The organism is Burkholderia pulmonis (genome assembly GCF_984667975.1).
The window spans coordinates 1,027,552-1,054,371 of record NZ_OZ480186.1 but is presented as its reverse complement, the minus strand read 5'-3'; the positions used below and the strand labels follow the sequence as shown (position 1 = coordinate 1,054,371).

Below are 26,820 nucleotides of genomic sequence, written 5' to 3'. Positions count from 1 at the left end.
CTGATGGAGGCCTGGCTCGGCGATCTGCAGCAACTGCTCGCGCACGGCGAAGCGGCCGTGCTCGTGACGGTCGCGCATACCGACGGCTCCGCGCCGCGCGAAGCCGGCACCAAGATGCTCGTCACGCGCGACACGGCCCGCCATACGATCGGCGGCGGTCATCTGGAATGGAAGGCGATCGAGATCGCGCGGCATCTGCTGAAGGATGGCGCGCACGTGTCGCACGCACGCCGGCTCGAACGGCTCGCGCTCGGCCCGAGTCTCGGCCAGTGCTGCGGCGGCGCGGTGGTGCTCGCATTCGAGCGGCTCGACGTCGGCGATCTCGGCTGGATCATGTCGCTCGCGAAGCGCGTCGCGGCCGGCGCCGCAACCGTGCGTAGCGTATCATTCGGCCCCTCGCCGGGCGCGCCGCTGTTGAGCGAGCCCGAATCGGACGCCGCGCGTGCCGACTGCCTGCTGTGGGAAACAGGCGGCGTGTCGCTGATGACCGAAACGATCGCGCCGTATGCGTTTCCCGTCATGCTGTTCGGCGCCGGGCACATCGGCACCGCGCTCGTGAAGGTACTGGCGACGCTGCCGTGCCACGTGCGCTGGATCGACGGGCCCGATGCGGTGTTCCCGCCAGCCGACGCGCTCGCCGGCATCGGCAACCTCGCGATCGACGCGGCCGCTGCCCCGGCCGATGCGGTCGACGCAGCGCCGCCGCAATCCTACTTCGTCGTGATGACGCACGACCACGCACTCGATTTCGTGCTGGCCGAGCGCATCCTGCGACGCGGCGACTATGCGTACTTCGGGATGACCGGCTCGCACGCGAAACGCGTGCAGTTCGATCATCGCCTCGCGGCGATCGGCATCGACCCGGCCCAGGTCGAGCGGATGCGCTGCCCGATCGGTGTCGAAGGCATCATCGACAAGGCGCCCGAAGTGATCGCGATCTCGGTGGCCGCGCAATTGCTGCAGGCCGTCGAGGCGAATGCGTCCGCGCAGGCTTCCCCTACCTACTGACCGACCAAGAACGACGCCATGACCCCGACATTCAAGGACAAGATTGCCCGCGCGCCGAAAGCGGAGCTGCACATCCATATCGAAGGCTCGCTCGAGCCCGAACTGATTTTCGCGCTCGCGCAGCGCAACGGCGTGAAGCTCGCGTACGACTCGATCGATGCGCTGCGCGCCGCGTACGCATTCACCGACCTGCAGTCGTTCCTCGACATCTACTACGCCGGCGCGAGCGTGCTGCTCACCGAGCAGGATTTCTACGACATGACGGCCGCGTACTGCGAGCGTGCGCTCGCCGACAACGTCGTCCACACCGAACTGTTCTTCGATCCGCAGACGCACACCGAGCGCGGCGTGCCAATCGACACGGTCGTCGCGGGCATCGAGCGCGCACTCGCCGATGCCGAACGGCGCGGGCTGTCGAGCAAGCTGATCCTGTGCTTCCTGCGCCACCTGTCCGAAGAAGACGCGCTCGCGACGTTCGAATCCGCATTGCCGCTGTTCGAACGCTATCGCCATCGCCTGATCGGCGTGGGCCTCGATTCGTCCGAGCTCGGCCATCCGCCGACCAAGTTCGCCCGCGTGTTCGAGAAGGCGCGCGCGCTCGGGTTGAAGCTCGTCGCGCACGCGGGCGAGGAAGGCCCGCCCGCGTACATCTACGAAGCGCTCGACGTGCTGAAGGTCGACCGGATCGACCACGGCGTGCGCAGCATCGAAGACGCGGCACTCGTCGAACGCCTCGCGAAAACGCGCACGGCGCTCACCGTCTGCCCGCTGTCGAACCTGAAGCTGTGCGTGTTCGACGACATGGCGAAGCACACGCTGAAGGCGCTGCTCGACCGCGGCGTCGCAGTGACGATCAACTCCGACGATCCGGCCTACTTCGGCGGCTACGTCAACGAAAACTACTTCGCGACGGCTGAAGGACTGCAACTCACGGATGCCGAAGTCCATGCGGTGCTCCGCAACGGCTTCGAGGCGTCGTTCATCGAACCGACCCAGCGCGACGCACTGTACGCGCGCCTCGACGCGTACTGGCAGGCCGCGTGACGGCCCGCATCGAGGAACGCTAGACAGATGAAACACGGCAACGGCATCCGCTTCGCGATCACCGGTCCGGCCTTGCGCCAGGCCGGTCGCGCACGTGCACGGGATGCGGCGGCACGGGCCGTCGCCGCCCGCTCGCGTCCGCCGTCGCGGTTTGCCGTTCCGTTCGCGCTCCCGCCGGCCGCGAACCCGACGGCCGCGAGGTCCGTCGGCAACCACTGGCTGGCGGCTTCGGCCGCCACGTTCGCCCGCGCAATCGCCTCCGGTCATGCCGCACGCAGCGTGCCGCAACCGCTCGCGAAGCACCGTCCCGCCCCCGTGCGGCGGCGATCGCTTTCTTCTGTCCGCCTTACCTTGATGCAGGACCATTCGTCATGACGCAAACCGCTTTCCGTTCCCAGCTGCTGACCTTCAACGGCGACCCGGCGCAATCGAGCCAGGCCGCGAACTACGAGACCGACGGCCTCCTGATCGTCGACGACGGCAAGGTCGTCGCGGCCGGCCCGTATGCGCAACTCGCCGCAACGCTTGCGCGCGACGCGGTCGTCCACGACCTGCGCGACAAGCTGATCGTGCCCGGCTTCATCGATACGCACATCCACTATCCGCAGACGGACATGATCGCGTCGCCGGCGCCTGGCCTGCTGCCGTGGCTCGACAAGTACACGTTCCCGACCGAGCGCCAGTTCGGCGACCCCGAGCACGCGCGCGAAGTCGCCGACTTCTTCGTCGACGAACTGCTCGCGTGCGGCACGACGAGCGCGCTCGTCTACTGCACCGTGCACAAGCAGTCGGCCGACGCGCTGTTCTCGGCGAGCGCCGCGCGCGACCTGCGGATGATCGCGGGCAAGGTGCTGATGGACCGCAACTGCCCCGAATTCCTGCGCGACACCGCGCAATCGGGGTATGACGACAGCGCCGAGCTGATCGACCGCTGGCATGGCAAGGGCCGCCAGATGTACGCGCTCACGCCGCGCTTCGCGCCGACGTCGACCGAGGCGCAACTCGAGGCGTGCAGCGAACTCGCGCGCCGCCATCCGGACGTGTTCGTGCAGAGCCACGTCGCGGAAAACGTCGACGAAGTGAAGTGGGTGGCCGAGCTGTTTCCGGGCCATCGCAGCTACCTCGACATCTACGACCGCTACGGGCTGCTGCGCCCGCGTGCGGTGTACGGCCACTGCATCCACCTCGACGACGAGGATCGCCGCCGGATGGCCGAGACGCGCACGGTCGTCGCGCACTGCCCGACGTCGAACTTCTTCCTCGGCAGCGGGCTGTTCGATTTCGACAAGGCCGGCGAACACGACGTGCCCGTCACGCTCGCGACCGACGTCGGCGGCGGCACGTCGTTCTCGATGCTGCAGACGATGAACGAAGCGCACAAGGTCGCACGGCTGTCGGGTCACCACCTGACCGCCACGCGGATGTTCTGGCTCGCGACGGCCGGCGCCGCGCAGGCGCTCGACCTCGCCGACACGGTCGGCACGCTCAAGCCGCGCACCGAAGCCGATTTCGTCGTGCTCGATCCGCAGGCCACGCCGCTGCTCGCGCGCCGCACGAAGCGCGCGGATTCGCTCGAGGAACTGCTGTTCGCGTTCGCGCTGCTCGGCGACGACCGCGCGGTGTATCGCACCTATGCAGCCGGCAAGCTCGTCCACGAGCGCGGCGCCGCACGCCGCCCGGCTGCCGCGTAACCGCCTGTCGGAACGCTGGCCCGGCATGCGCGGCGCGTCCGCCGCCGTGCCGGCCGGGCGGTCTGGCACACCACGCGCCGGCGGGCCCCGGCGCCCGCCCGGCCGCTTTCCCGCACGCAACGCGCCGTGCTAGAATTCGCCGCTCATTGGGGAGTAGCCGCTCCGCTCGATGTCCCGCGCCCACGGCGCGCATCGTGACGGAGGCGTCCGTCAACAGACTTGGCCGTTTGGCCATGGCGGACGCAGCCAAGTTGGCCTGGCGAGACCGATGGTTCACAGCGCGCCGCATCAGGGCCCGGCGCGTCGTGGATCGTCGCTCGCACGCACAACACCGGCCCGTGGAACCCCATCCGTGTCCCAAGCCTTCCTGATCTCCACCGGCGCCGTCGCCCTCGCTGAAATCGGCGACAAGACCCAACTGCTTTCCCTCGTCCTGGCCGCGCGCTATCGCAAGCCGGTGCCGATCATTCTCGGCGTGCTCGTCGCGACGCTCGTGAACCACGGTTTCGCAGGCGCGCTCGGCGAATGGCTCGGCGCGCTCGTCACGCCGTCGATCATGCGCTGGGCGCTCGCGTTCTCGTTCATCGCGATGGGGTTGTGGATCCTCGTGCCCGACAAGCTCGACGCCGACGAAGCCAACGCCAACCGTTCGCGGCTCGGCGTGTTCGGCGCGACGCTCGTCGCGTTCTTCCTCGCGGAAATGGGTGACAAGACGCAGATTGCGACCGTCGCGCTGGCCGCGCGCTTCCAGGATTACATCGGCGTCGTGGCCGGCACGACGTTCGGGATGATGCTCGCGAACGTCCCCGCGATCCTGCTCGGCGACCGCTTCGCGCACCGCCTGCCGACCAAGCTCGTACACGGGATCGCAGCCGTGCTGTTCGTCGTGCTCGGCGCGCTCGCGCTGCTGGGTATCGGGGTCTGACGGAAGGGAATGACCGGCGCGGCCGGGCGGCCGCGCCAGGATGGATGCCGCGTTACTTCGCGACGGCCGTGCCCGAAGCCGGTGCCGCCGGCACCGCACGTTCGTTGGCGGCCGGCGCCGCCGGCCCGCCGCGCTTGTCGACCGGCAGCCGGACCGAGCGGACCGCCCCGTTCGACAACGGGAAATCGGCGAGCGCGCTGCGCACGAGGAACGGCATCGCGTACAGCAGCGTGCCGTTGTCGCCGGTCGTGCGCGCGGACACGTTGTACACCTCCTTGCCCGTCGCGCGTTCCGTGATCCGGATGCCGAGCGTGTAGTCGAACACCTGGTACGTCTGCGCGACGTAACCGGCCGGCATCGGCCCCCAGGGCCCCCACGGGCCCCATGGGCCGCCCCGCCAGTACGGCCCCGGCGCGAACCACGGGTCGTAGTAGACCGGCTGCGGCACCGTCACGAGATCGCTGCCGACCGCATAGGTCAGCCCGACGAGATAGCGTGCCTGCGACTGCGGCACCTGCCGGAACGCATACGCGGACAGCTCGTTCGCGACGATCGGCTCGTAGGTCGACTGCTCGATGCTGTTTTTCTGCGCATCCGTGCGCGTGAATGCATAGGTGCGTGTCGCGTCGCTGCCGCTCCAGTCGGAGAAGGCCGTAACCTGGGTCGTCACATAGCTGGTGCAGCCCGTCAGCAGCGCCACGCACAGCGCCGCCGCCCAGCCCGCACCGCGAAAAATCCATTCGCGTTTCATGTTGATCCTCGTCGATCCGTCACCCGTTCGTCGCACCGCGCGAACCGTAACGGGATGCCGATAATACGCGGACTGTCGCAAGTGGTAAAAAGTTCGCCCGGCACGCGGCCGCAAGCCTTTGTACAATGGCCCGGTTCGCCTGGCCCGCGTGACGGGCCCGTCCCCCACTCCACCGATCTCGACGACCATGTCCGACAACGCCTCCTCCACCGTGATCCGCCGCGCCGACTACACGCCGCCGGCGTTCCTCATCGATTCCGTCGCACTCGAATTCGATCTCGCGCCGGCCCGCACGATCGTCAGGAATACGATGCGCGTGCGCCGCAATCCGGACGCCGCGCCCGCGCCGCACCTGGAGCTGATGGGCGAAGCGCTCGAATTCCTCGCCGCACGGCTGGACGGCGCGCCGCACGGCGCGGTGCGTGCGCACGAACACGGGCTGACGGTCGAGAACGTGCCCGAAGCCTTCGAGCTGACGCTCGAAAGCGCGTGCGCCCCCGACCAGAATACGACGCTGTCGGGCCTCTATGTGTCGAGCGGCAACTTCTTCACGCAGTGCGAAGCCGAAGGCTTCCGCCGCATCACCTACTTCCTCGACCGCCCCGACGTGATGGCGTCGTACACGGTCACGCTGCGCGCCGACAAGGCCGCGTACCCGGTGCTGCTGTCGAACGGCAACCTCGTCGATTCGGGCGACCTGCCCGACGGCCGCCACTTCGCGAAATGGGAAGACCCGTTCCGCAAGCCGAGCTACCTGTTCGCGCTCGTCGCGGGCAAGCTCGTCGCGATCGAGGAAACGATCACGAGCGGCTCCGGCAAGGAAAAGCTGCTGCAGGTATGGGTCGAGCCGGCCGATCTCGACAAGACGCGCCACGCGATGGATTCGCTGATCCATTCGATCCGCTGGGACGAAAAGCGCTTCGGCCTCGAACTCGATCTCGACCGCTTCATGATCGTCGCGGTCGGCGACTTCAACATGGGCGCGATGGAAAACAAGGGGCTCAACATCTTCAACACGAAGTACGTGCTGGCGAACCCCGAGACCGCAACCGACACCGACTTCGCGAACATCGAATCGGTGGTCGGCCACGAGTACTTCCACAACTGGACCGGCAACCGCGTGACCTGCCGCGACTGGTTCCAGCTGAGCCTGAAGGAAGGCCTGACGGTATTCCGCGACCAGGAATTCTCGGCCGACATGGCCGCGGGTGACGAGGTCGAATCGGCGGCTCGCGCGGTCAAGCGCATCGAGGACGTGCGCGTGCTGCGCCAGCTGCAGTTCGCCGAGGACGCCGGCCCGATGGCGCACCCGGTGCGCCCGGAAAGCTACGTCGAGATCAACAACTTCTACACGATGACCGTCTACGAGAAAGGCTCGGAAGTCGTGCGGATGTACCAGACGCTGTTCGGCCGCGACGGCTTCCGCAAGGGGATGGATCTCTACTTCAAGCGCCACGACGGCCACGCGGTAACCTGCGACGACTTCCGTCACGCGATGGCCGACGCAAACGGGCGCGACCTCGCGCAGTTCGAGCGCTGGTACAGCCAGGCCGGCACGCCGCGCGTATCGGTGCGCACCGCGTACGACGCAGCCGCGCGCCGCTATACGGTCACGCTTGCGCAGGGCTACGGCGACGCATCGCCGGCCGCACGCGAAACGCAGCAGGGCGCGCTACTGATTCCGTTCGCGATCGGCCTGATCGGCCGCGACGGCCGCGACCTGCCGCTGCGCCTCGACGGCGAAGCCGCCGCATCGGGCACGACGCGCGTGCTCGACTTCACCGATACCGAGCAGACCTTCACGTTCGTCGACGTGCCGGAAACGCCGCTGCCGTCGCTGCTGCGCAACTTCTCGTCGCCGGTGATCGTCGAGTACGACTACAGCGACGACGATCTCGCGTTCCTGCTCGCGCACGACAGCGACCCGTTCAATCGCTGGGAGGCCGGCCAGCGCCTCGCGACGCGCGCGCTGCTGACGCTCGCGTCGCGCGCCGCCGCGAACGGGCCGCTCGTGCTCGGCGAGAACTTCGTCGCCGCCTTCCGCCGCGTGCTGACCGACGCGACGCTGTCGCCGGCGTTCCGCGAACTCGCACTGACGCTGCCGTCGGAAACCTATCTCGCCGACCAGATGGCCGAGGCCGATCCGGCTGCCGTGCATCGCGCGCGCCAGTTCGTGCGCCGCCAGCTCGCGACCGCGCTGCGCGGCGACTGGCTCGCCGCGTACGAACAACACCAGACGCCCGGCGCCTACGAGCCGACGCCGGAAGCCTCGGGCCGCCGCGCGCTGAAGAACCTCGCGCTCGCGTATCTCGCCGAACTCGAGGATCCGGCCGATGCCGTGCGCCTCGCGACCGCGCAGTACGACGCGGCAAACAACATGACCGATCGCGCGGCGGCGCTCGGCGCGCTGCTGTCGGCGGCTGCCGCCGGCGCGAACGGGCCGGCCGAGCATGCGCTCGACGATTTCTACCGCCGCTTCGAGAAGGAAGCGCTCGTGATCGACAAGTGGTTCGCGATGCAGGCGGTGCAACGCGGCACGACCGCGCAGCCGACGCTCGCGAAGGTGCGCAAGCTGCTCGCGCACCCCGCGTTCAACCTGAAGAATCCGAACCGTGCGCGCTCGCTGATCTTCAGCTTCTGCGCGGCCAACCCCGCGCAATTCCACGCGGTGGACGGCTCGGGTTACGCGTTCTGGGCCGAACAGGTGCTCGCGCTCGACGCGATCAACCCGCAGGTCGCGGCACGCCTCGCGCGCTCGCTCGAACTGTGGCGCCGCTTCACGCCGGCACTGCGCGACCGGATGCGCGAAGCGCTCGAACAGGTCGCAGCCGGCGCGAAGTCGCGTGACGTGCGCGAGATCGTCGAGAAGGCGCTCGCGTAACGCCATCGCCCGCGCCGCTCCGGTGCGGCAGAGCCGGTGCCGCCCTGCGCGGCGCCGGCTTTTTTATTGCACGCGCGCGGCTGGAATCGAGCGGAAACACGGGGTCTGACCGCGCAGTTTGCCGCCGCCGTGACGCACGCGCCGCCCGCTTCCGCCGCCGGAAGCCCGGCCGGGCCGGCCGTCCGGCGATGTAACCGGACGAAAAAAGCAGGCGGCACGGGGGGCGCGACAGGTAAAATTGCGGCCATTCAAGGATTCTTTGGCCTTTCGGAGTCTGTCATGTCCATTGCCCGCCGCACCACGCTGTCGAAGTTCCTGATCGAACAGCAACGTGAGACCAACAACCTCCCCGCCGACCTGCGCCTGCTGATCGAAGTCGTCGCCCGCGCATGCAAGGCGATCAGCTACAACGTGTCGAAGGGCGCGCTCGGCGAAGCGCTCGGCACCGCCGGCAGCGAGAACGTCCAGGGCGAAGTGCAGAAGAAGCTCGACATCCTGTCGAACGAGATCCTGCTCGACGCGAACGAATGGGGCGGCAACCTCGCCGCGATGGCATCGGAAGAAATGGAAACGTTCTTCCCGATCCCGGCGAACTACCCGCGCGGCGAATACCTGCTCGTGTTCGATCCGCTCGACGGTTCGTCGAACATCGACGTGAACGTGTCGATCGGCACGATCTTCTCGGTGCTGCGCTGCCCGGACGGCAAGCAGGCGACCGAAGAATCGTTCCTGCAGCCGGGCACGCAGCAGGTCGCGGCCGGCTACGCGGTCTACGGCCCGCAGACGGTGTTCGTGCTGACGACCGGCAACGGCGTGAACTGCTTCACGCTCGACCGCGAAGTCGGCTCGTGGGTGCTCACGCAAAGCAACATGCAGATCCCGGCCGACACGCGCGAATACGCGATCAATGCATCGAACGCGCGCCACTGGTACGACCCGGTCAAGCGCTACGTCGACGAACTGAACGCCGGCAAGGACGGCCCGCGCGGCGACAACTTCAACATGCGCTGGATCGCGTCGATGGTGGCCGACGTGCACCGGATCCTGAACCGCGGCGGCGTCTTCATGTACCCGGCCGACAAGCGCACGCCCGATCGTCCGGGCAAATTGCGCCTGATGTACGAAGCGAACCCGATGTCGTTCATCGTCGAACAGGCAGGCGGCGCCGCGACGACCGGCACGCAGCGCATCATGGAAGTGCAACCGACGGGCCTGCACCAGCGCGTGCCCGTGTTCCTTGGCTCGAAGAACGAAGTCGAGCGCGTCACCGGCTATCACGACGACGCAAAATAATTGCACTGCAGCACTGGACGGAGGTGCGATGCGCAAGTACAATCGCGCCTCTTGATGTGGCCCTGACCGGTCGCATCACAGTGAAGTGAAAGCGGGAAGTCCGCCGGATCGAAGGTTTCGCGAAGCAGCGGCAGCAAGCTGAAAAAAGTTCGCAAAACCTATTGCCAAGATCTCGGATTTCACCATATAATTTCATTTCTCTGCTGCCGGTGTAGCTCAGTTGGTAGAGCAGCGCATTCGTAATGCGAAGGTCGTAGGTTCGACTCCTATCTCCGGCACCAAGACATAAAGGTCTGACAAGCATCGCTTGTCAGACCTTTTCTCTTTTCCGGCGCCGAAATCGTGCGCGCCCTTCCCCGCCTCACCTCCGCTTGCGGGCATCTCCCGACTCACGCGCCACGCGCCGCCGATTACAATCGCCGGACCACCCCCGCCCTTTCCTTCGCATCATGCGCACCTGGCGTCTCGAGCGACCGATTCTCAACGCGCAGCTGGACGTGTCCCGCGCGACGCGTCTCGTCGCCGCGATCGGCGGCAACGAGCCGAACGCATTCGCAACCGAAGTGCTGACGCTGTTCGACGACGCGCTGTCGATCACGCAGTGCACGATCTTCGCGTACGAATTCGGCAACCGACCGCGCACGATGTCGGTCGCCGATCGTCGCGGCGGCCGCTACCTGCGCGACGTCGCCGACACCTACGCGCGGCACTTCTACGCACTCGACGGCAATCAGCAGATCGTATCGACCGCCCGTCGCGGCACGCACCGGCACGACCTGTTGCTGCACCAGCAGGCCGGCGACGAAATCGATCACGAAGCGTATCGCGCGGCATGCTATCGCGGCCCCGACGTATCCGACCGGCTGGCGCTGCTGATGCAGCCCGACGATGCAACGTGGCTGTCGATCAACCTGTACCGTGCGCATCGCAACGGCGCGTTCCAGCCGCGCGAAATCGCGGCGATCGAAACGCTCGCGCCGCTGATCGCGCAGGCCGCGAAGCATCACTACGCGCTCGCCGGTGCGGCGCAGGTCGGCATCCCGCAGCGGATGCTCGCACGGTTGCGCCATGCGTGCCCCGCACTGTCCAAGCGCGAACTCGACGTGCTGCGCGGCGTACTCGACGGCCAGACCGCACACGAGATCGGCGAGACGATCGGCGTGAAGCCGTCGAGCGTCGTCACCTATCAGAAGCGCGCGTACCGGCGCCTCGGCATCTCGAGCCAGCGCGAGCTGTTTGCGCTGTGCATGCAGCCCTGACACGTTCCGGCTCACGCCGGGCGTCGCGCGGCCACGCGTAGCGCCTCCCGTCGTACCCGAAATGGGGACAACGGCAGCACGACCGGCTTCCATACTGCATCGACCTGTTGCATGCATCGCGTCATCGATGCGTGCGCATCGAACCGGATCAGCCTGGAAGCCAACGATGAGCATCGAGTTCAAACCCTACCCGTTCGTCGCCACGCGCCATCCCGCGCATCTGCCGGATCGCGAGGGCGGCATCGACGTGCGCCGGCATCGCGTCGCGATCGTCGGCGGCGGCCCCGTGGGACTCGCCGTCGCGCTCGGTCTCGCGAACCACGGTATCCGCAGCGTATTGATCGAAGCCGACGATTCGGTCTGCCACGGCAGCCGCGCCATCTGCATCTCGCGCCGCAGCCTCGAGATCATCGAACGGCTCGGCGCGCTCGACGATTTCCTGCGCGTGGGGCTGCCGTGGACGGGCGGGCGCAGCTTCTACCGTCACGACGAAGTCCTGCATTTCACGATGCCGCAGGACGACAACCAGAAGCTGCCGCCGATGGTGAATCTCGCGCAATATCACATCGAGCAGTTCCTGCTCGATGCCGCGCTGCGCCGCCCTGAACTCATCGAGATCCGCTGGCAGACGAAGGTCACGGGCGTGACCCGGCAGCCGGAGGGCGTGCGCCTGGATGCCGGCACCCCGCTCGGCAGCTACGCGCTCGACGCCGACTGGGTCGTCGCATGCGACGGCGGGCGCAGCACGATGCGCGACGCGCTCGGCCTGTCGCTCCGGGGCACGAGTTACGAGGGCCGCTACGTGATCGTCGACATCGCGCTCGACAGCGATCGTCCGACCGAACGCCTCGCCTACTTCGATCCGTCGTCGAACCCGGGCTCGACCGTGCTCGTTCACAAGCAGCCCGACAACGTGTGGCGAATCGACTACCAGTTGCGCGACGACGAGGATGCCGAAGCGGCCGTGAAGCCGGAGAACGTGATCCCGCGCGTGCAGAACCTGCTCGACATGATGGGCGAGCGCGGCGACTGGTCGCCGATCTGGATCACGATCTACAAGGCGAACGCGCTGACGCTCGAACGCTACCGGCACGATCGCGTGCTGTTCTGCGGCGACGCCGCGCATCTCGTGCCGATCTTCGGCGTGCGCGGCGCGAATTCGGGCATCGACGATGCCGACAATATCGCGTGGAAACTCGCGTACGTGATCCGCGGCATCGCATCGGACGCGCTGCTCGACAGCTATTCGGACGAGCGCGTGTTCGCGACGCACGAGAACCTGCGCTACGGCACGAAGAGCACCGAGTTCATGGCGCCGCCGTCGTTTGCATTCGAGCTGATGCGCAAGGCCGTGCTGACGCTCGCCGCCCGACATCCGGCGCTGCGTTCGCTGATCAACCCGCGCCAGACATCGGCGATCGCGTATGTCGCGTCGCCGCTCAATGCGTCCGACCGCGACGTGTTCGCAGCCGGGCCCGCGCCCGGCACGGTACTCGCAGAATGCCCGCTGACGGTATACGCGGCGAACGGCAATGGCACGCGTCCTGGCCACCTGACCGATCTCGTCGCGCCGCGCTTCACTGCGCTCTGTTTCACGAGCGATGGCGTGCCCGATCCGTCGCTCGCCGATCTCGCGCACCGCCTGCAGGATGCGCGCGTGCCGCTCGCGCTCGTCACGCTCGCACGACATCCGGCGCCGCGGCATCCGGCCTGCGGCGGCCAGGACGACGATGGCCGGCTGTTCGACATGTATGGCGCACGCAACGGCACCGTCTATCTCGTGCGTCCGGACGGGCACGTGCTCGGCCGCTGGCACGAAGCGTGTGCCGGCGACGTGGCCGCCGCGCTCGACCGCGCACTTCATCCGGGCACCCCAACCGAAACCGATCTTCAGGAGACCGCATGATGACGGACACCGAACGCGACACGCTCTACACCGACCTGTGCCGCACGATGACCCGGATCGGCGAAGCCGATGCGTCGCTCTTTCTCGCCCGTTTCGCACTGCTGTCGATCGAGGCGATCGGCGATGCCGCGACCGTCGCGCGGCTGATCGTCGACGCAGGCGACGGACTGCCCGATGCAAACCTGCCGGCAACGGCGCACAGACGGTAACGTGCGCGATCGCCGAGCGGCAGCAACCGCCTTTTCTTACATATTTATTTCATTCCGCATCGACTCCGCACGAATCGGGCCGTAGGCAGACGAATTCCCTGGAAAATCCGCTTAAGGGTGCATAACATTACTTAACGATTCTGACCCGTCTATCGCGTTACATTGCGTGGGCGGCGCGGCAGGTCGCATGCCGCTTTCAACCAGCTTGCGGTGCGCGACGGCCGGTGTCCGGTCATTTCGACTCAACCCAAGGAGAGGACCACCATGACTCATGGCTTGATTATGTGGCTCATCATCGGCGCGATTGCCGGCTGGCTTGCCGGGCTGCTCGTGAAGGGCGGCGGCTTCGGGCTCATCGTCGACATCATCGTCGGGATCGTCGGCGCGGTGATCGGCGGCTGGCTCGCCGGACTGCTCGGCATCAGCATCGGCAGCGGCTTCATCGGCTCGGTGATCGTCGCGGTCGTCGGCGCAGTGATCCTGCTGTTCGTGATCCGGCTATTCAAGCGAGCGGCCTGACGCTTCTCTCCACGCGCCTTCGGGCGCGTTGTCGCATCAGGCCGGCGCGCGGCCGGTTCGCCGCGCGCCGCCGCCTCGTTCAGCGCTTCGCGCGCTGCAGCCAGCCGTCGAGCACGTCGGCCGTCAGCAACCCGCTGCGTGCTTCGCGCACGCCATCGCGCCCGATCCACACGGTGCGCGGCATTTCCCCTCTCCATCCTGCATCGAGTGCCGCGCGCAGACGCTCGGGCATCGGTTCGGCATTCGCATACTGCGCGACCTGCGGCGGCAGGTTCATCTGCGCAAGCGCCTGCGCGATCGCCGCGCCGTTGTCGTACGCATCCATCGCGACCATCGCGAGCTGCACGCCCGGATGACGACGCTGCCACGCGACCAGATGCGCGGCGTTCTCGCGACAGTATCCGCAATCGAGCGACCAGATCTCGACCGCCAGCGGCCGCTCGTGCGCGGTCGCATACAGGCGCGCAACGTCGGCCGCGCGCAGCGGCTGCGGTTCGCCGCCGGCCCACGCGGGCAGGCTCGCGAGCACGATGCCGAGCCATACGATCAGCCGCTTCATTGCGCCCCCTCCACCGCGATCAGCCGGTAACCGTCGTTGCGCGTGCGCCACGACAGATAGATACGGCCCGCATCGTCGAGCAGCTGCGGGTTGTCGCTCGCGCCCGACGTCGACGCGATCAAGCGTGGCGCCGACCAGTGCTCGCCGCGATCGTCCGACCGGCGCAGCTTGATCTGCATCGTGTCGCCGTCGAACGCCTTCCACGCGAGCCACACGACGTCGCCGCGTGCGACGAGCGCCGCATGCGATGCCTGCTCGCCGGGCACGGCGGGATTCGCGCCGAATGCCCACGGCATGCCGCGCGGCCGGCCATCGGCACCGATGCGCGAATAGAACACGTCGGCCCGGCCGTCGACAACGCCAAACCACGCAAGATGCCGTGTGCCGTCCGGCGTGATCGCAAGCGCCGGCCCGTGCTCCGGGCACGCCTCGACATGCCAGTTCGAGAACGTCGCACGCACCGGCACGACCGGCTCCGATGCCGCGACAGGCAGCACCGCGAGCGCGTGGTCGCGGATCTGCCCCGGGAACACGTTGCGCCACACGGCCTCGATGCGCCCGGCCGGATCGATCGCCATCGCGATCCGGCAGCACTCGCACGTGTGATCGGTCACCTTGCGCTCGGGATCGAACGATGCGCCGCCGTCGCGCGATACCGCGTAGTAGACGGCCGCACCTTCGTACGCCTGCCCCGCCGCTTTCGCCGCGACGAGATCGCGCTTGTCGATCCACGCGACCGCGATGTTGCCGGCCGGATCGACGGCCATCATGTCGAAGCGGTGCGTGATCGCCTGCCGGTCGCGATGCACGGTAACGGGCACGCTCCACGTCGCGCCGTCGTCGAGCGAACGCGAGAAGCGCACCATGCCGGTGTACGGCGCTTCGAGCGGCATCGACCACGACACGTACACCGCACGCCCATCCGGGCTCGTCGCGACCTTCGGGCGATTCTCGGCGCTCGTGTAGATCGGCTCGGGCATCGCGTTGACGGTGACAGGCGCGGACAGCGTGCGCCCCGCATCGCCGGAATGCGCGACGACGACATGCGCGCCTTCGACCCACGCGACCCACAGCCGGTGATGCGCGTCGAACGCGGCGCCGGTCGCGAGCGGCTGCTTCTGTTGCGCGGGCGCGGCCTGCATGCCCATGTGTGCGGCGTGCGGATCGGCGGCTTTCGACGCGTCGCGCACATCGTGCGCGCCGGCCAGCGACAGCGTCGCCATCCACAGCGCGCAGCCTGCCGCGAACGACTTCACAGCGACCATTTCAGTTCTCCAAAGAAAGTGCGGCCCGGATACGGGTGGAACACGTAGTAGCGGCGGTCCGTCAGGTTGTCGATGCCGACCGATGCGGTCCAGTGACGGTCGAAGCGGTAGCGCGCCTTCAGGTCGACGACCGTGAACGAGCTCGTGCCGCCGTAGACGTCCGGATTCACGTCGCTGTTGTCGAGCGTGTTGAACTGGCGCCCCGAGTAACGCACGCCGACGCTCGCGAGCCAGTGCTCGTCGAAGCGGTACGACGCGAGCAGATTCGCGCGCACGCGCGGAATGCGCGGAAAGCGCGAGCCGACGTAGGCCGGGTTCGCGGCATCGGCGAGGATCTGCGCGTTGCTCGCCGACACGTTCGCGTCGAGACTGAGCCCGCGCAGCCCGACGTTCTCGCCGCTGAACGCAAGCTCGACGCCGCGTACGCGCACGCGGTCGACGTTCGACACGTTGGTGACGGTCGTCGCGCCCGACACCGTCGTCTGGCTGTAGATCGAATCGCGCAGGTCGCTCTGGAACACGCTGGCGCGCACGACCCCGACTCCCACGTCGCGTTCGGCCGTGAAATCCCAGTCGATCGCCTTTTCCGGCCGCAGGTTCGGATTGTTGTTGACGATCGCGTTGTTCGAGATCGTGCCCTGGAACAGCTCGCCGACCGTCGGGAAACGCGTGCCGGTCGCAAACGACAGCCGGAAGCGCCAGACTTCCGTCGCGTCCCATTGCAGCGCGACTTTCGGCGACAGCGCATTCGCGCTCCGGTCCGCATAACCCAGCGTGCCGCCCGCGTTGCCGAGCGCGCCGCCGTACGCATCCCAGCGCTCGTAGCGCAGCCCGAGCGTCGCGAGCCAGCCCGGCGCGAAGCGCCACGCGTCCTGCCCGAACAGCGCCTGCGTGCGCGTGTCGCCACGATAGACGCTCGAGAGCGACGTGGTCGGCCCGGCCAGCCAGTCGGCCGTGTTGTACGTGACGTTGCGCAGGAAGTAGTTGTCGTAGTGATAGCCGAACGTGAACGTATGGCCCTTCACTTCCGGCGCCTCGGCCTTCAGGTCGAGCGTGCGCCAGCCGGTGCCGTCGCCCTGGAACAGCGTGCCCGCGCCGCCCTGCGCCGTCGACGCCGCGCGCAGCACGTCGCGCGACACGTCGTAGGCGGACACGACGCCCGACAGCCGCCAGCCCGAATCGAGCCGGCCGTTCAGCCCGAGCGCGTACAGCCAGTTCTCCTGGTCGCCGCGCTGCGGCGCGAACGCATTCGGCGCGACGGTCATGTTCTGGCCGCCGATCGACACGTTGCCGCCGTAGACCGGATTGCCGGCCGCATCGCGCAGGAACGTCTCGCCGTGCTGCCGGTAGTGGTTCTCCCAATGCCCGAGCGTGAGCGTCGCATCGATCCGGTCGGTGAACGCGTAACCCATCCGGACCGTTTCGTTGATCTGCTCGGTCCGCTCGATCGTCTGCGCGCCGACGATCGTGCGCGGCTTGCCGTTGGGCCCGATGTCGGTCGCGGCGCCCGTCACGGGCACGGCGGCGCCCAGCTTCGGGTTGTAGGTCGAATTGGGGCTCGCATACTGCATCGGCTGGCCGTCGTTCTCGAGCCGGTCGAGCGACAGCGCGAACCAGAACCGGCCGACGCGGTTCGCGATCCGCGCGGTCTGGTGATTGCCGCCGAAGCTGTCCGCGAACCCGTACCCGTCGTGGTAGCGCTGCGTGAAGAATTGCGTCGACAGCGACGCCTCGAGCTTGTCCGGGCGGCGCGTGGTGAGCAGCACGGTCGAGCCGATCGAGTTGCCCGGGTACAGCGCGGAAAAGGGGCCATAGAGCACGTCGACGCGCGCGATGTCGTCGGCCGGAATCAGCGACCAGCGCGGCGGGTACGCATAGCTCGAACCGAGCAGGTTCGACAGCAGCACGCCGTCGGCATAGACGAGCCCGCGCGCGCTCTGCAGTTCGTTGAAGTCCCGGCCCGCGAATACGCTATTGCGATCGCCGATATAGCGCTTGCGGACCATCAGGTTCGGCGCGTACTTCAGCGCGTCCTCGGTCGTGACGTTGGTATGCGAATCGATCTGCTCGCGCGTGATCGACGTGACGACGGCCGGTGTATCCGGATCGACGGGCTGCCGCTGCGCGGTCACGCTGACCGCGGTCAGCGTATCGCCGGCCGGCGCAGCCGAGGCCGAGGAAGCCGGTACGGCGGAAGCGGGACGACCGACGCCGCTGCGGACGGTCTCGGCGCTGGCCTCGTCCGTCGAGGCTGCGTGCGCGGCCGGCCACGCGAAAGCGGCCGCGCATGCGAGCGCGAGCCGGCCGCGCGACGGCCGCGCGGCAAAGGTAGACGACATGGGTGAATTCCTGAAAACGTGATCGGACGCCGCCGGCCACGGGTGTGCGCCGCGCACGAACGGCGCGGCGCGCGGACCCGGCCGCGGGCGGCACGCGCGCCACCGGGGCGCGCGAACGACATCAGTCAGACCGGGACGTTTTCAGGCGGGGCGCGCGGCTGCGCGAGACGGATGCCCTTGCGGGGCAGATCGGGAACGACCGGTGCGGCCACCCGATAGGCGAACGCCCGCACGAAGCCCGGCATCGCGGGCAGGCTCGTGCCGAGCGCGACGTTCGCCGCAAAGCCCGGGCAGTACACGCAGTGCGGCACGCCGGCATGATCGAACGACGACGAACCGGCAGCGTCGCCCGGTGGCGCGAGCACGACCTGGCGGGCGCCCGCTGCACTGCACAACTCGAGCGTGAGCGCGCCGGAGCCGCTCGACGCGAGACGCGCGTAGCCGATGACGGGCGACAGTACGTTCAGTACCAGCGCCAGCCATACGAGGCCGATCCATCGCGTCGTTCGTCTCATCGCGGTCCAGGAAAAAGTGCGCGCAAGTATAGCAAGCGGCCCGACGGTTGCCGATTGCGCGGGATGCAATAGCCGGCATCGCACTTTGCATCACAGCGCATGTGCCGTTAATACAACAGAGACAAAATCTAACGATTCGCCGCTGGCATAAATCCAAGCGCGAGGTTGATAATCATTGAACCTGCTGGAGAAACGATCATGGACGAAAGACCAACTCGCATGCCACCGCCGGAGCAAGTGATGAGCCCGGATCCGGAACCCGTCGGCGTGGAATTCCTCGCCGAATTGCCTGAACACGTTCGGGCGTTCTTCGACGAGCAGCACAAGCTGTACTCGCCGAAGTGAACGACAGTCCGGTTCTGTAACCGCCACGTGTCGATCATCGCTATCGTGCGGTTCATCCATGCGCACCACGCGCAATCCGCCTCGCACCCGGGCCGCAACAGCCTGACGGTGCCGGATCAGCTCGCCTGCTGATTCTCCTGTCGCGACGCTACGCCGCGCGACTGTCTTCGTCTATCCTTCTGGTTTTCCACGCCCGGCCCGCCCGGCACTTCCGATCGTCCCGATGAAACAAGCCATTCGTGCCAGCCTCGCTGTCGCCGCGCTCGGCGTCGCCCTCGTTTCGTCTCCGCGCATCGCCCGCGCAGATGGCGACGACACCGCTCTCACCAACATCGTTGCGCTCGCGTCGCAGCGCCTCGCGCTCGCCGAACCGGTCGCAAGATGGAAATGGGCGAATCACAAGGCCATCGAGGACCAGCCGCGCGAAGCGGCACTGCTCACGGCGGTCGAAAAGCGCGCAGGCCAGGCCGGCGTCGATCCCGCGTTCGCACGCACGTTCTTCGAGGATCAGATCGCAGCAAGCAAGGACGTGCAGAACGCACTGTTCGCGACCTGGCGCGCGACGCGGCCGCCAGAAGGCACGCCGCCCGATCTCGCGACCAGCACGCGGCCGGCACTCGACCGGCTGACGCAGAAAATGCTCGCGGGTCTCGCACAGGTCGCCCCGCTTCGCGATGCGCCCGACTGCCAGGCGCGGCTCGCGCGCGGCATCGCGAACTGGAAGGCGCTCACGCGCTACGACTCCACGCAGACGCAGGCACTCGATACCGCGCTGTCGCACGTCTGCTCGGGCGGCGGGGCCAGCGCGGTCGGCTGACGCAACAGGCGTGGACTGCGCCGCGGTGCTCAGGCCGCCGGCGTGAGCGCCGCGAGCGGAATGACTTGCAGGCCGCGCGCGAGATGCGTCTGCAGCAGACGATGGGTGAAGGGTTCGAACGCACCGCCCGCGCCGTCGGCCACGAGCCGTACGGCCGCATCGAGCGATTCCGCCGAGCCGAGGTAGCGCCAGCCGTCGATCACATGAAATAGGCGCCGCTCGCCATCGGCCTCGAACGCGACGGCGCCTTCGAACGGCCAGGGGGCACTGCCTGCGCGGGCATTGTCGGCCGCGGGGCGCCGGTTGTACGACGGGCGAAGCTGGGCAATCCATTGCGCTTCGGCGAGCATCGCGCCCAGTTCGTTGCCGGTCTCGCGCCATTCGACGCGCCGCACCTGCTGTGCCAGCCGCATTTCCTTAGACGAGCGCCGTTCGCCGGTCAGCAGCGCACGCAACCGCTGCCGCACGCGCACGCTACGGCCGACATACAGCGCCGCATCGCCCTCTCCGAACAGCGCGTACGCGCCGCACCCTGCCGGCGCCGTGTCGAGCCAGGCCTCGGTCAACTCGCCGCCCAGGCGGAAGTGGCGCGTCGTGCGCGCGATCTGGTCGCGCAGCCGCTCGAGCGGCACGATGTCGTGCAACTGGCGCCAGAACTGCCAGAGCAGGTCGGCATCCGCCAGCGCCCGGTGGCGCGCAGCCGGAACGAGCCCATGCCGTTCGATCAATGCATCGAGCCCATGCCGCGACTCGCGCGGGAACAGCGCGCGCGACAGCCGCACCGTACACAGCACGTCGGGATTGAATGCGAAGCCGGCACGCTCGAATTCGCCGCGCAGGAAACCGCGGTCGAAACTCGCGTTGTGCGCGACGAACAGCTTGCCGTCGAGCCGCTCGAACAGCGCCGGCGCGAGCGACGCGAACGTCGGCGCGTCACGCACCATCGCGTCCGAGATGCCTGTCAGTTGCTGGATGAATGGCGGAATCGCCTGCCCCGGATTGACGAGGCTCGTCCACGTCGACACGCCGAGCGGCCCGATTTCGACTACGCCGATTTCGGTGATCCGGTGTTCGGCAGGCGAGCCGCCGGTGGTTTCAAGGTCGACAAAAACGAGCGGCTGTTCGCTGGCGGGATCGGACGGACGGGAATCGGACATGAAAAGACTGGGAAACGATGCTTCCGTGAGTATGCACCGGCATGCATGCCCGCGGCCAGCCCGGACCCGAATGATCCGCCCCCGGAAAACGAAAAGCCCCCGCATTGCGGGGGCCGGACGTGATCGGCAATGCGTGGCGCGTCAGACGGCCTGGATATTCGCTGCCTGCTTGCCTTTCGGCCCGACTTTGACGTCGAACGAAACACGCTGGTTTTCCTTCAGCGTCTTGAAGCCGTCCATCTTGATTTCGGAAAAGTGCGCAAACAAATCTTCACCGCCATTGTCCGACGTAATAAAGCCAAAACCTTTAGCATCGTTAAACCATTTCACGATACCGGTATCCATGTCTTCGTTCCCCACTCGATTAGATCAAAAAAGCTATTTTTATAGCCGTTTCCCGAAATCCCGAAACATTGCGCCAGCACCCGCACCAGCACGCCGCCCGAGGACGGAGTGCTGACTTTATAAATTGGACAATCCGGGTGCGTCAAGGAAATTTTTGACGATCGTTTTATCAAAAAGACGCTAATACCACTGGAATCGGTACACCATCGCCATTGATTAATTGATTCACCTAAAAAACCTGTCAATGTTACCGGGATTCGATTGTCAATAATTACAGGTATGAAATTCCTACCGGGGACAAATCGAACCGGTAAATTCCTCGGGTTTTTTCCGGGTTGCGGAAATCCGGGGACATTGCGATGCTGACTCAACACGGAAAGGAAGGAGAGGGTCATGTGGCTGGACGGAATCAAGCGCTTCGCGAGCCGCCTCGGACGCGTACGCCGCAAGTCCCGCGCCTTGGCCGAGTCCGCTCGCGAAGCGCCGTGCGGCACCGAATTCGATACAACCTGGCATGGCGATCATTGGCAGAACCTGCTCGCATCGCCGCTGGATGCCCGTCACTACGTGATGGAAGACTGGACCTACACGCCGCCGCCGATCGAAGCAGAGGAGGCCGCGCCTGCGACCAAGCGCAAGCGGCGCTCGTACATGCAATAACGCACGGAAAGGCGGCGCAAAAAAAAAGCGCGACTGGGAAGTCGCGCCGACAAAGGTTTGGAGATCTTTTCCGTCAACGAAAAAGTCTGCTTCGGAAAGCAGAGATCGCAGTATAGCGAGAGAACAACCTTTCATTATCCATGCTCCACACAAACCTCTATTGCCGATGTGTCAATAATCGCGCTACGACCATCGCTGCCTGCAGCTGACCACCTGTCGCAATCGCGCAACGCCCGTTCCGTAGTCCTGATCGTCCTTTTTCTTTGCTGCACCGCCGCAAAGCCTTGACGGGCAATCGTTTGCGCGATTTTTTCGATCTTTGCGGATTCCAAAATACATTATTGCTTAAAGCGTGATCCTCCCCCGCTCTACGCACTCCGTACACTGCAGATGGCTTTCTGATAAGCGCACCGCCGTTCTGCCGGGCCGGCTGCCGCGTCACGCAAAACATTGCCAGTCCGCAGCAGGTTCGATCGACATCATCCTGTTTGGAGACAGATCCATGAAAAAAACCCTGATCGTCACCGCGTTGTCGGGTGTATTCGTTACCGCAGCACATGCTCAAAGCAGCGTTACGCTATACGGCCTGATCGACGCCGGCATCACCTATACCAACAACCAGGGTGGCCATAGCTCATGGTCGGAACGCAGCGGCCAGATCAACGGCAGCCGCTGGGGCCTGCGCGGCACGGAAGATCTCGGCGGCGGCCTGAAAGCGATCTTCGTGTTGGAAAACGGCTTCAATATCGCTAACGGCACGCTCGGCCAGAATGGCCGCGAATTCGGCCGCCAGGCGTTCGTCGGCCTGTCGCAAGACCAGTTCGGCGCCGTCACTCTCGGTCGCCAATACGACAGCGTCGTCGACTACATCGGGCCGCTATCGCTGACCGGCACCCAATTCGGCGGCACCCAGTTTGCCCACCCGTTCGATAACGACAACCTGAACAATTCGTTCCGGATCAATAACGCCGTCAAGTATACGAGCATCAATTACGGCGGCCTGAAGTTCGGCGCGTTGTACGGCTTCTCGAACAGCAACCAGTTCTCGAACAATCGCGCATACAGCGCGGGCGTGTCGTACACCTACGCCGGCTTCAATATCGGCGCCGGCTACCTGCAGTTGAACAACGACATCTCGGGCCTGACGGCGGCTGCGGTCACCAACAGCGGCGGCGCGGTGGCAGGCGACAACACGTTCGTCGGCAAGCGTCAGCGCGTGTTCGGCGGCGGCCTGAACTACACGTTCGGCCCGGCAACGGCCGGCTTCGTGTTCACGCAATCGCGCGTGAACCAGGCGCTCGGCATCTCCGCGGGTGCCTCCGGCGTGTCGAGCGGCCTGGGTCTCGACGGCACATTTGCCCGCTTCAACAACTACGAAGTGAACGCGCGCTACGCGCTCACGCCGGCCCTGTCGCTGGCCGGGTCGTACACGTACACCGCCGGCTTCCTGGACGGCCGTCACCCGGGCTGGAATCAGTTCAACCTGCAGACCGACTACGCACTGTCCAAGCGGACCGACGTATACGTGCAAGGCGTGTATCAGCGAGTCAGCACGGACGGCCTGGGCATCGGCGCCTATGTCAATGGCCTCGGTGGCGCGTCGTCGACCAACAAGCAGATCGCGGTCACGGCCGGCCTGCGCCATCGCTTCTGAGCAACCGGCACCTTCACCGTACGCCGGACGAAAAAAGCGCCCCACCGGGGCGCTTTTTCTTTACCGCACCACGCGGCTGGCCGCCGCTCAGGCGCCGCTCCGCGCCGGATACCGGACGTCGAGTATGTCGATCGGCTGCGGGCCGGCCGGCGTCATCAGCGTGACGGTATCGCCGATCCTTGCCTTGATCAGCGCCCGCGCAACCGGCGAAATCCAGCTGACGCAACCGTGGTCGAGATCGACCTCGTCGATGCCGACGATCGTCACCGTGTGATCCTCGCCGTCCGGCGTCTCGTAATCGACCGTCGCGCCGAAGAACACCTGGTCGACATTCTCCTGCCGGCTCGCGTCGACGACTTCGGCGAGGTCGAGCCGCTTCGTCAGGAAGCGGATGCGGCGATCGATCTCGCGCAGCCGCCGCTTGCCGTAGATGTAGTCGCCATTCTCCGACCGGTCGCCGTTCGATGCGGCCCATGACACCAGCCGTACGACCTCGGGACGCTCGACGCCGATCAGGTTCAGCAACTCGTCGCGCAGCCGCTTGTGGCCGGCCGGCGTGATGTAGTTCTTCGAGCCCGCCGGAATCGGGGGTTGAGCCTGGTCGAGATCGTCGTCGTCACCGTCCGACTCTTTGACAAACGCCTTGTTCATGATGCAGATTCAACATGGATGACTGATGTCCCAAGGGTACACGAAGGGCGCCCCGCCAAGGTTATGGCACCTCATTCGCGAATAAGGCTTCCCTTTTTATACAACCCTGCTATACTTCCGCTTCTGCGTGCGGCTGTAGCTCAGTTGGATAGAGTACTTGGCTACGAACCAAGGGGTCGTGGGTTCGAATCCTGCCAGCCGCGCCACTTTTTCGAGGGCCTTCCGAATCGAAGGCCCTTTCAGTTCAAAGCAGTAGAAGTCTTGTTTTTGCGTGCGGCTGTAGCTCAGTTGGATAGAGTACTTGGCTACGAACCAAGGGGTCGTGGGTTCGAATCCTGCCAGCCGCGCCACTTTTTGGGGGGCCTTCCCATCGCAGAAGGTTCCGACAGTTGAAGCAGTACCGTTTTGCGTGCGGCTGTAGCTCAGTTGGATAGAGTACTTGGCTACGAACCAAGGGGTCGTGGGTTCGAATCCTGCCAGCCGCGCCACCTTAAAAGGGCTTTCCTCCGGGAAAGCCCTTTTTCTTTTCTGCTCCCCCTTCCATCGCACGGCTCGCTGCGGAAAAGCACCGGCGACGTCGCGCACTCGTTGGACGACACCAATGAAAACGGCGGCCACTGGCCGCCGTCGATCGATCGCCCGCTGGTGCGGCGTCAATAATCCTGCCGCTCGCGCTCGATACGCATGCCACCATCGTGACGCGCATGCGCGCCGTCGTCGGTCGAGCGCTCGCGCATGATCCGCATCACGTCCGGATTGGTTCTCACACGCCGCATCACGTTCGCGAGATGCACGCGGTCGCTCACCTGGATCACGAAGCGCAGCACCGTCGATTCATGCGTCAGATCCTCGTCCATCGCGATATGCACGATGTTCGCGTCGGCCGACGTGATGTCCGCCGCGACACGCGCGAAGATGCCCTTCGTGTTCTTCACGAGCGCCTTCACCGTGACATCGAACAGGCGACCCGGCTGCGGCGCCCATTCGACGTCGATCCAGCGGCCCGGATCGCGGCGATGGATACGCTGCGCGACGCGGCAATCGGTCGTATGAATCGCCATGCCCAGACCGATGCCGATGTAACCCATGATCGCATCGCCCGGAATCGGCCGGCAGCATGCCGACAACTGCACCGACATCCCTTCGGTACCGGTAATCACGACCGGCGGCGCATGATGCGCGGGATGCCGCTCGGACTTCGGCAGATCGTCGTCCGCGTCGCGGCCGCTCATCAGCACCTCGATGCGCTTGGCCATCACCGCGGCCACGCGGCGGCCGAGGCCGATGTCCGCGAAGATTTCCTGACGGCTCTTGTTGCCCGTCCACTGCACGAGCTTCTCCCACACCTCCGGCTCGACATCGGCCAGCGCGAGACCGTAGCCCTTCAGGCTCTGGTCGACGAGCCGCTCGCCCAGCTGCACCGACTCGTTCAGGCGCATCGTCTTCAGGTAGTGGCGGATCGCCGAGCGCGCCTTGCCGGTACGCACGAAGCCGAGCCACGCGGGGTTCGGCTTCGAGTACGGCGCGGTGATCACCTCGACGATGTCGCCGCTCTTCAGCTCGGTGCGCAGCGGCAGCAGCTCGTTGTTGATCTTCACGGCCACGCACTGGTTGCCGAGATCGCTGTGGATCGAATACGCGAAATCGAGCGCCGTCGCGCCGCGCGGCAGCGCCATGATCTTCGACTTCGGCGTGAACACGTAGACCGCGTCCGGGAACAGGTCGATCTTCACGTGCTCGAGGAATTCGCTCGAATCGCCGGCTTCGCTCTGGATGTCGAGCAGCGACTTCAGCCACTGGTGCGCGCGCTTCTGCACGTCGCTGAGATCGGCACTGCCGTTCTTGTACAGCCAGTGCGCGGCGACCCCGGCCTCGGCAATCTCGTGCATCTTGCGCGTGCGCACCTGGAACTCGATCGGCGCGCCGAACGGGCCGACGAGCGTCGTGTGCAGCGACTGATAGCCGTTGATCTTCGGGATCGCGATGTAGTCCTTGAACTTGCCGGGCACGGGCTTGTACAGCGCATGCAGCGCGCCGATGCACGTGTAGCAGTCGAGCGGGCTGTCAACGACGACACGGAAACCGTACACGTCGAGCACCTGCGAGAACGACAGTTGCTTGTCGCGCATCTTGCGGTAGACGCTGTAGATGGTCTTCTCGCGGCCGGTGATCTCGGCGTCGATCTTCGCGTCGGCCATCGCGCGCTGCGCGGCCTCGAGGATCTTGCTGATCACTTCGCGGCGGTTGCCGCGCGCGGCCTTCACGGCCTTCTCGAGCGTCGCGTAGCGATGCGGATTGAAGTTCGCGAAGCTCATGTCCTGCAGCTCGCGATACGTGTTGTTCAACCCGAGCCGGTGCGCGATCGGCGCGTAGATGTCGAGCGTTTCACGTGCGACGCGGCGGCGCTTTTCCATCGGCACCGCGCCGAGCGTGCGCATGTTGTGCAGACGATCCGCGAGCTTGACGAGAATGACGCGCACGTCGCGCGCCATCGCGAGCAGCATCTTGCGGAAGTTTTCCGCCTGCGCTTCCTCGCGGCTGCGGAATTCCATCTTGTCGAGCTTCGACAGGCCGTCGACCAGTTCGGCGACCTTCGGGCCGAACCGCTCGGCCAGCTCGTTCTTGGTCACACCCTGGTCTTCCATCACGTCGTGCAGCAGCGCGGCCATCACGGCCTGCGCGTCGAGCTTCCAGCCGGCGCAGATTTCCGCGACGGCGACGGGATGGGTGATGTAGGGCTCGCCGCTCTGGCGATATTGACCGAGATGGGCTTCGTCGCTGAAGTGGAACGCCGCCTTGATCTCTTTGATTTCGTCCGGGCCGAGATACTCGGCAAGCACGCTGGTCAGTTTCGCGATCGAAACGACACCGTGCTTGCGCGGCTGCTCCGGAGTGGCGGTCGGCCCGAACAGATGCCGGAAGGATTGTTCGAGGACCGCGTCGATGTACTGGCGCGCAGGCGACTGGGCCGTGGCTTCGGTGGTCGAATCCGCGGAGGCGGACGATGGGGTGGTGCTCATATTCGCC

The 26,820-nt window shown here is 66.3% G+C and carries 25 protein-coding genes, 4 tRNA genes and 1 riboswitch; of the genes, 19 read left to right on the top strand and 10 right to left on the bottom strand.

The features are described from left to right. Positions 1-3: 3 nt before the first annotated feature. The 5 genes from xdhC (at position 4) to AC5LXK_RS04915 (ending at position 4,668) form a co-directional block, all read left to right on the top strand. Positions 4-1,008 (top strand): xanthine dehydrogenase accessory protein XdhC, encoded by a 1,005-nt coding sequence (gene xdhC / locus AC5LXK_RS04935; RefSeq protein ID WP_493390568.1) that lies wholly within the window; start codon positions 4-6, stop codon positions 1,006-1,008. A gap of 18 nt (positions 1,009-1,026) precedes the next feature. Then, a complete protein-coding gene (locus AC5LXK_RS04930) occupies positions 1,027-2,052 on the top strand; it encodes an adenosine deaminase (RefSeq protein WP_493390567.1) in 1,026 nt (341 codons plus the stop codon). A 27-nt stretch (positions 2,053-2,079) separates the two neighbouring features. Then, positions 2,080-2,427, top strand: coding sequence for a hypothetical protein (locus AC5LXK_RS04925; protein WP_493390566.1), 348 nt, complete (start codon positions 2,080-2,082; stop codon positions 2,425-2,427). Continuing rightward, positions 2,424-3,743, top strand: coding sequence for a guanine deaminase (guaD, locus tag AC5LXK_RS04920; RefSeq protein WP_493390565.1), 1,320 nt, complete (start codon positions 2,424-2,426; stop codon positions 3,741-3,743). Before AC5LXK_RS04925 ends, guaD begins: the two co-directional genes overlap by 4 nt. 136 nt (positions 3,744-3,879) lie before the next feature. Further along, positions 3,880-4,001: riboswitch (yybP-ykoY riboswitch) on the top strand. Positions 4,002-4,095: 94 nt separating this feature from the next. Then, complete coding sequence (locus tag AC5LXK_RS04915; protein WP_047900090.1) at positions 4,096-4,668, top strand: TMEM165/GDT1 family protein; 573 nt, start codon at positions 4,096-4,098, stop codon at positions 4,666-4,668. Positions 4,669-4,720: 52 nt separating this feature from the next. Here the strand turns inward: AC5LXK_RS04915 and AC5LXK_RS04910 are convergent, their stop codons facing one another. Beyond that, entirely contained in the window at positions 4,721-5,419 is a 699-nt protein-coding gene (locus AC5LXK_RS04910; protein ID WP_493390564.1) for a DUF4136 domain-containing protein, read from the bottom strand. 187 nt (positions 5,420-5,606) lie between these two features. On the opposite strand from AC5LXK_RS04910, the gene pepN reads away from it, so the two are divergent. The 7 genes from pepN (at position 5,607) to AC5LXK_RS04875 (ending at position 13,486) form a co-directional block, all read left to right on the top strand. Next, positions 5,607-8,300 carry an aminopeptidase N gene (gene pepN / locus AC5LXK_RS04905; protein WP_493390563.1) on the top strand — a complete coding sequence of 898 codons (2,694 nt, stop codon included), beginning with the start codon at positions 5,607-5,609 and terminating at the stop codon, positions 8,298-8,300. 279 nt (positions 8,301-8,579) lie between these two features. After that, positions 8,580-9,593 (top strand): class 1 fructose-bisphosphatase, encoded by a 1,014-nt coding sequence (locus AC5LXK_RS04900; RefSeq protein WP_048249666.1) that lies wholly within the window; start codon positions 8,580-8,582, stop codon positions 9,591-9,593. 205 nt (positions 9,594-9,798) lie between these two features. Beyond that, positions 9,799-9,874, top strand: a tRNA-Thr gene (locus tag AC5LXK_RS04895). Between the two features lie 168 nt (positions 9,875-10,042). Continuing rightward, on the top strand, positions 10,043-10,852 hold the full coding sequence (locus tag AC5LXK_RS04890) for a helix-turn-helix transcriptional regulator (RefSeq protein WP_493390562.1): 810 nt from the start codon (positions 10,043-10,045) through the stop codon (positions 10,850-10,852). Between the two features lie 166 nt (positions 10,853-11,018). Beyond that, on the top strand, positions 11,019-12,758 hold the full coding sequence (locus tag AC5LXK_RS04885; protein WP_493390561.1) for an FAD-dependent oxidoreductase: 1,740 nt from the start codon (positions 11,019-11,021) through the stop codon (positions 12,756-12,758). Then, positions 12,755-12,967, top strand: coding sequence for a hypothetical protein (locus tag AC5LXK_RS04880; protein ID WP_493390560.1), 213 nt, complete (start codon positions 12,755-12,757; stop codon positions 12,965-12,967). The genes AC5LXK_RS04885 and AC5LXK_RS04880 overlap by 4 nt, the downstream gene beginning before the upstream one ends. A gap of 264 nt (positions 12,968-13,231) precedes the next feature. Then, entirely contained in the window at positions 13,232-13,486 is a 255-nt protein-coding gene (locus AC5LXK_RS04875) for a GlsB/YeaQ/YmgE family stress response membrane protein (protein WP_027788093.1), read from the top strand. A gap of 79 nt (positions 13,487-13,565) precedes the next feature. On the opposite strand, the gene AC5LXK_RS04870 is transcribed toward AC5LXK_RS04875, so the two are convergent. From AC5LXK_RS04870 to AC5LXK_RS04855, 4 genes are all read right to left on the bottom strand, one after another. Then, positions 13,566-14,045 (bottom strand): TlpA family protein disulfide reductase, encoded by a 480-nt coding sequence (locus tag AC5LXK_RS04870; protein ID WP_493390559.1) that lies wholly within the window; start codon positions 14,043-14,045, stop codon positions 13,566-13,568. Further along, on the bottom strand, positions 14,042-15,310 hold the full coding sequence (locus tag AC5LXK_RS04865; RefSeq protein WP_493390558.1) for a sialidase family protein: 1,269 nt from the start codon (positions 15,308-15,310) through the stop codon (positions 14,042-14,044). Before AC5LXK_RS04865 ends, AC5LXK_RS04870 begins: the two co-directional genes overlap by 4 nt. Further along, complete coding sequence (locus AC5LXK_RS04860) at positions 15,298-17,649, bottom strand: TonB-dependent receptor (protein ID WP_493390557.1); 2,352 nt, start codon at positions 17,647-17,649, stop codon at positions 15,298-15,300. Before AC5LXK_RS04860 ends, AC5LXK_RS04865 begins: the two co-directional genes overlap by 13 nt. Positions 17,650-17,774: 125 nt before the next feature. Beyond that, positions 17,775-18,164, bottom strand: coding sequence for a DUF2946 domain-containing protein (locus AC5LXK_RS04855; RefSeq protein WP_493390556.1), 390 nt, complete (start codon positions 18,162-18,164; stop codon positions 17,775-17,777). Between the two features lie 240 nt (positions 18,165-18,404). Between AC5LXK_RS04855 and AC5LXK_RS04850 the strand changes: the two genes are divergently transcribed. Next, positions 18,405-18,509: a chorismate mutase gene (locus AC5LXK_RS04850; protein WP_162484450.1), complete on the top strand. Its 105-nt coding sequence runs from the start codon at positions 18,405-18,407 to the stop codon at positions 18,507-18,509. 223 nt (positions 18,510-18,732) lie between these two features. Then, positions 18,733-19,326 (top strand): chorismate mutase, encoded by a 594-nt coding sequence (locus AC5LXK_RS04845; protein WP_493390555.1) that lies wholly within the window; start codon positions 18,733-18,735, stop codon positions 19,324-19,326. Between the two features lie 29 nt (positions 19,327-19,355). Here the strand turns inward: AC5LXK_RS04845 and AC5LXK_RS04840 are convergent, their stop codons facing one another. The 3 genes from AC5LXK_RS04840 to AC5LXK_RS04830 all read right to left on the bottom strand — a co-directional run bounded on the left by AC5LXK_RS04840 (position 19,356) and on the right by AC5LXK_RS04830 (position 21,223). Next, positions 19,356-20,483 (bottom strand): exonuclease domain-containing protein, encoded by a 1,128-nt coding sequence (locus AC5LXK_RS04840; protein WP_493390554.1) that lies wholly within the window; start codon positions 20,481-20,483, stop codon positions 19,356-19,358. Positions 20,484-20,624: 141 nt separating this feature from the next. After that, positions 20,625-20,828 (bottom strand): cold-shock protein, encoded by a 204-nt coding sequence (locus tag AC5LXK_RS04835; RefSeq protein ID WP_011351289.1) that lies wholly within the window; start codon positions 20,826-20,828, stop codon positions 20,625-20,627. Further along, entirely contained in the window at positions 20,810-21,223 is a 414-nt protein-coding gene (locus AC5LXK_RS04830; RefSeq protein WP_493390553.1) for a hypothetical protein, read from the bottom strand. Before AC5LXK_RS04830 ends, AC5LXK_RS04835 begins: the two co-directional genes overlap by 19 nt. Here AC5LXK_RS04830 and AC5LXK_RS04825 point away from each other — a divergent pair. Then, on the top strand, positions 21,222-21,488 hold the full coding sequence (locus AC5LXK_RS04825; protein WP_493390552.1) for a hypothetical protein: 267 nt from the start codon (positions 21,222-21,224) through the stop codon (positions 21,486-21,488). The two genes, AC5LXK_RS04830 and AC5LXK_RS04825, sit on opposite strands and share 2 nt — an antisense overlap. Before the next feature lie 502 nt (positions 21,489-21,990). After that, positions 21,991-23,142: a porin gene (locus AC5LXK_RS04820; protein ID WP_493391186.1), complete on the top strand. Its 1,152-nt coding sequence runs from the start codon at positions 21,991-21,993 to the stop codon at positions 23,140-23,142. Between the two features lie 87 nt (positions 23,143-23,229). On the opposite strand, the gene greB is transcribed toward AC5LXK_RS04820, so the two are convergent. Next, positions 23,230-23,793, bottom strand: a complete 564-nt coding sequence (greB, locus tag AC5LXK_RS04815; protein WP_493390551.1) for a transcription elongation factor GreB — start codon at positions 23,791-23,793, stop codon at positions 23,230-23,232. Positions 23,794-23,922: 129 nt separating this feature from the next. Here greB and AC5LXK_RS04810 point away from each other — a divergent pair. The 3 genes from AC5LXK_RS04810 (at position 23,923) to AC5LXK_RS04800 (ending at position 24,281) form a co-directional block, all read left to right on the top strand. Next, positions 23,923-23,999, top strand: a tRNA-Arg gene (locus tag AC5LXK_RS04810). Between the two features lie 67 nt (positions 24,000-24,066). Continuing rightward, positions 24,067-24,143, top strand: a tRNA-Arg gene (locus AC5LXK_RS04805). A gap of 61 nt (positions 24,144-24,204) precedes the next feature. Continuing rightward, positions 24,205-24,281, top strand: a tRNA-Arg gene (locus tag AC5LXK_RS04800). A gap of 165 nt (positions 24,282-24,446) precedes the next feature. Here AC5LXK_RS04800 and AC5LXK_RS04795 read toward each other — a convergent pair. Next, positions 24,447-26,813, bottom strand: coding sequence for a RelA/SpoT family protein (locus AC5LXK_RS04795; protein WP_493390550.1), 2,367 nt, complete (start codon positions 26,811-26,813; stop codon positions 24,447-24,449). Positions 26,814-26,820: the final 7 nt, after the last annotated feature.

Coding starts and splice junctions, on each gene's coding strand:
- xdhC (WP_493390568.1), top strand. CDS start 4: ATGGAGGCCTGGCTCGGCGATCTGCAGCAACTGCTCGCGCACGGCGAA.
- AC5LXK_RS04930 (WP_493390567.1), top strand. CDS start 1,027: ATGACCCCGACATTCAAGGACAAGATTGCCCGCGCGCCGAAAGCGGAG.
- AC5LXK_RS04925 (WP_493390566.1), top strand. CDS start 2,080: ATGAAACACGGCAACGGCATCCGCTTCGCGATCACCGGTCCGGCCTTG.
- guaD (WP_493390565.1), top strand. CDS start 2,424: ATGACGCAAACCGCTTTCCGTTCCCAGCTGCTGACCTTCAACGGCGAC.
- AC5LXK_RS04910 (WP_493390564.1), bottom strand. CDS start 5,419: ATGAAACGCGAATGGATTTTTCGCGGTGCGGGCTGGGCGGCGGCGCTG.
- pepN (WP_493390563.1), top strand. CDS start 5,607: ATGTCCGACAACGCCTCCTCCACCGTGATCCGCCGCGCCGACTACACG.
- AC5LXK_RS04900 (WP_048249666.1), top strand. CDS start 8,580: ATGTCCATTGCCCGCCGCACCACGCTGTCGAAGTTCCTGATCGAACAG.
- AC5LXK_RS04890 (WP_493390562.1), top strand. CDS start 10,043: ATGCGCACCTGGCGTCTCGAGCGACCGATTCTCAACGCGCAGCTGGAC.
- AC5LXK_RS04885 (WP_493390561.1), top strand. CDS start 11,019: ATGAGCATCGAGTTCAAACCCTACCCGTTCGTCGCCACGCGCCATCCC.
- AC5LXK_RS04880 (WP_493390560.1), top strand. CDS start 12,755: ATGATGACGGACACCGAACGCGACACGCTCTACACCGACCTGTGCCGC.
- AC5LXK_RS04875 (WP_027788093.1), top strand. CDS start 13,232: ATGACTCATGGCTTGATTATGTGGCTCATCATCGGCGCGATTGCCGGC.
- AC5LXK_RS04870 (WP_493390559.1), bottom strand. CDS start 14,045: ATGAAGCGGCTGATCGTATGGCTCGGCATCGTGCTCGCGAGCCTGCCC.
- AC5LXK_RS04865 (WP_493390558.1), bottom strand. CDS start 15,310: ATGGTCGCTGTGAAGTCGTTCGCGGCAGGCTGCGCGCTGTGGATGGCG.
- AC5LXK_RS04860 (WP_493390557.1), bottom strand. CDS start 17,649: ATGTCGTCTACCTTTGCCGCGCGGCCGTCGCGCGGCCGGCTCGCGCTC.
- AC5LXK_RS04855 (WP_493390556.1), bottom strand. CDS start 18,164: ATGAGACGAACGACGCGATGGATCGGCCTCGTATGGCTGGCGCTGGTA.
- AC5LXK_RS04850 (WP_162484450.1), top strand. CDS start 18,405: ATGAGCCCGGATCCGGAACCCGTCGGCGTGGAATTCCTCGCCGAATTG.
- AC5LXK_RS04845 (WP_493390555.1), top strand. CDS start 18,733: ATGAAACAAGCCATTCGTGCCAGCCTCGCTGTCGCCGCGCTCGGCGTC.
- AC5LXK_RS04840 (WP_493390554.1), bottom strand. CDS start 20,483: ATGTCCGATTCCCGTCCGTCCGATCCCGCCAGCGAACAGCCGCTCGTT.
- AC5LXK_RS04835 (WP_011351289.1), bottom strand. CDS start 20,828: ATGGATACCGGTATCGTGAAATGGTTTAACGATGCTAAAGGTTTTGGC.
- AC5LXK_RS04825 (WP_493390552.1), top strand. CDS start 21,222: ATGTGGCTGGACGGAATCAAGCGCTTCGCGAGCCGCCTCGGACGCGTA.
- AC5LXK_RS04830 (WP_493390553.1), bottom strand. CDS start 21,223: ATGACCCTCTCCTTCCTTTCCGTGTTGAGTCAGCATCGCAATGTCCCC.
- AC5LXK_RS04820 (WP_493391186.1), top strand. CDS start 21,991: ATGAAAAAAACCCTGATCGTCACCGCGTTGTCGGGTGTATTCGTTACC.
- greB (WP_493390551.1), bottom strand. CDS start 23,793: ATGAACAAGGCGTTTGTCAAAGAGTCGGACGGTGACGACGACGATCTC.
- AC5LXK_RS04795 (WP_493390550.1), bottom strand. CDS start 26,813: ATGAGCACCACCCCATCGTCCGCCTCCGCGGATTCGACCACCGAAGCC.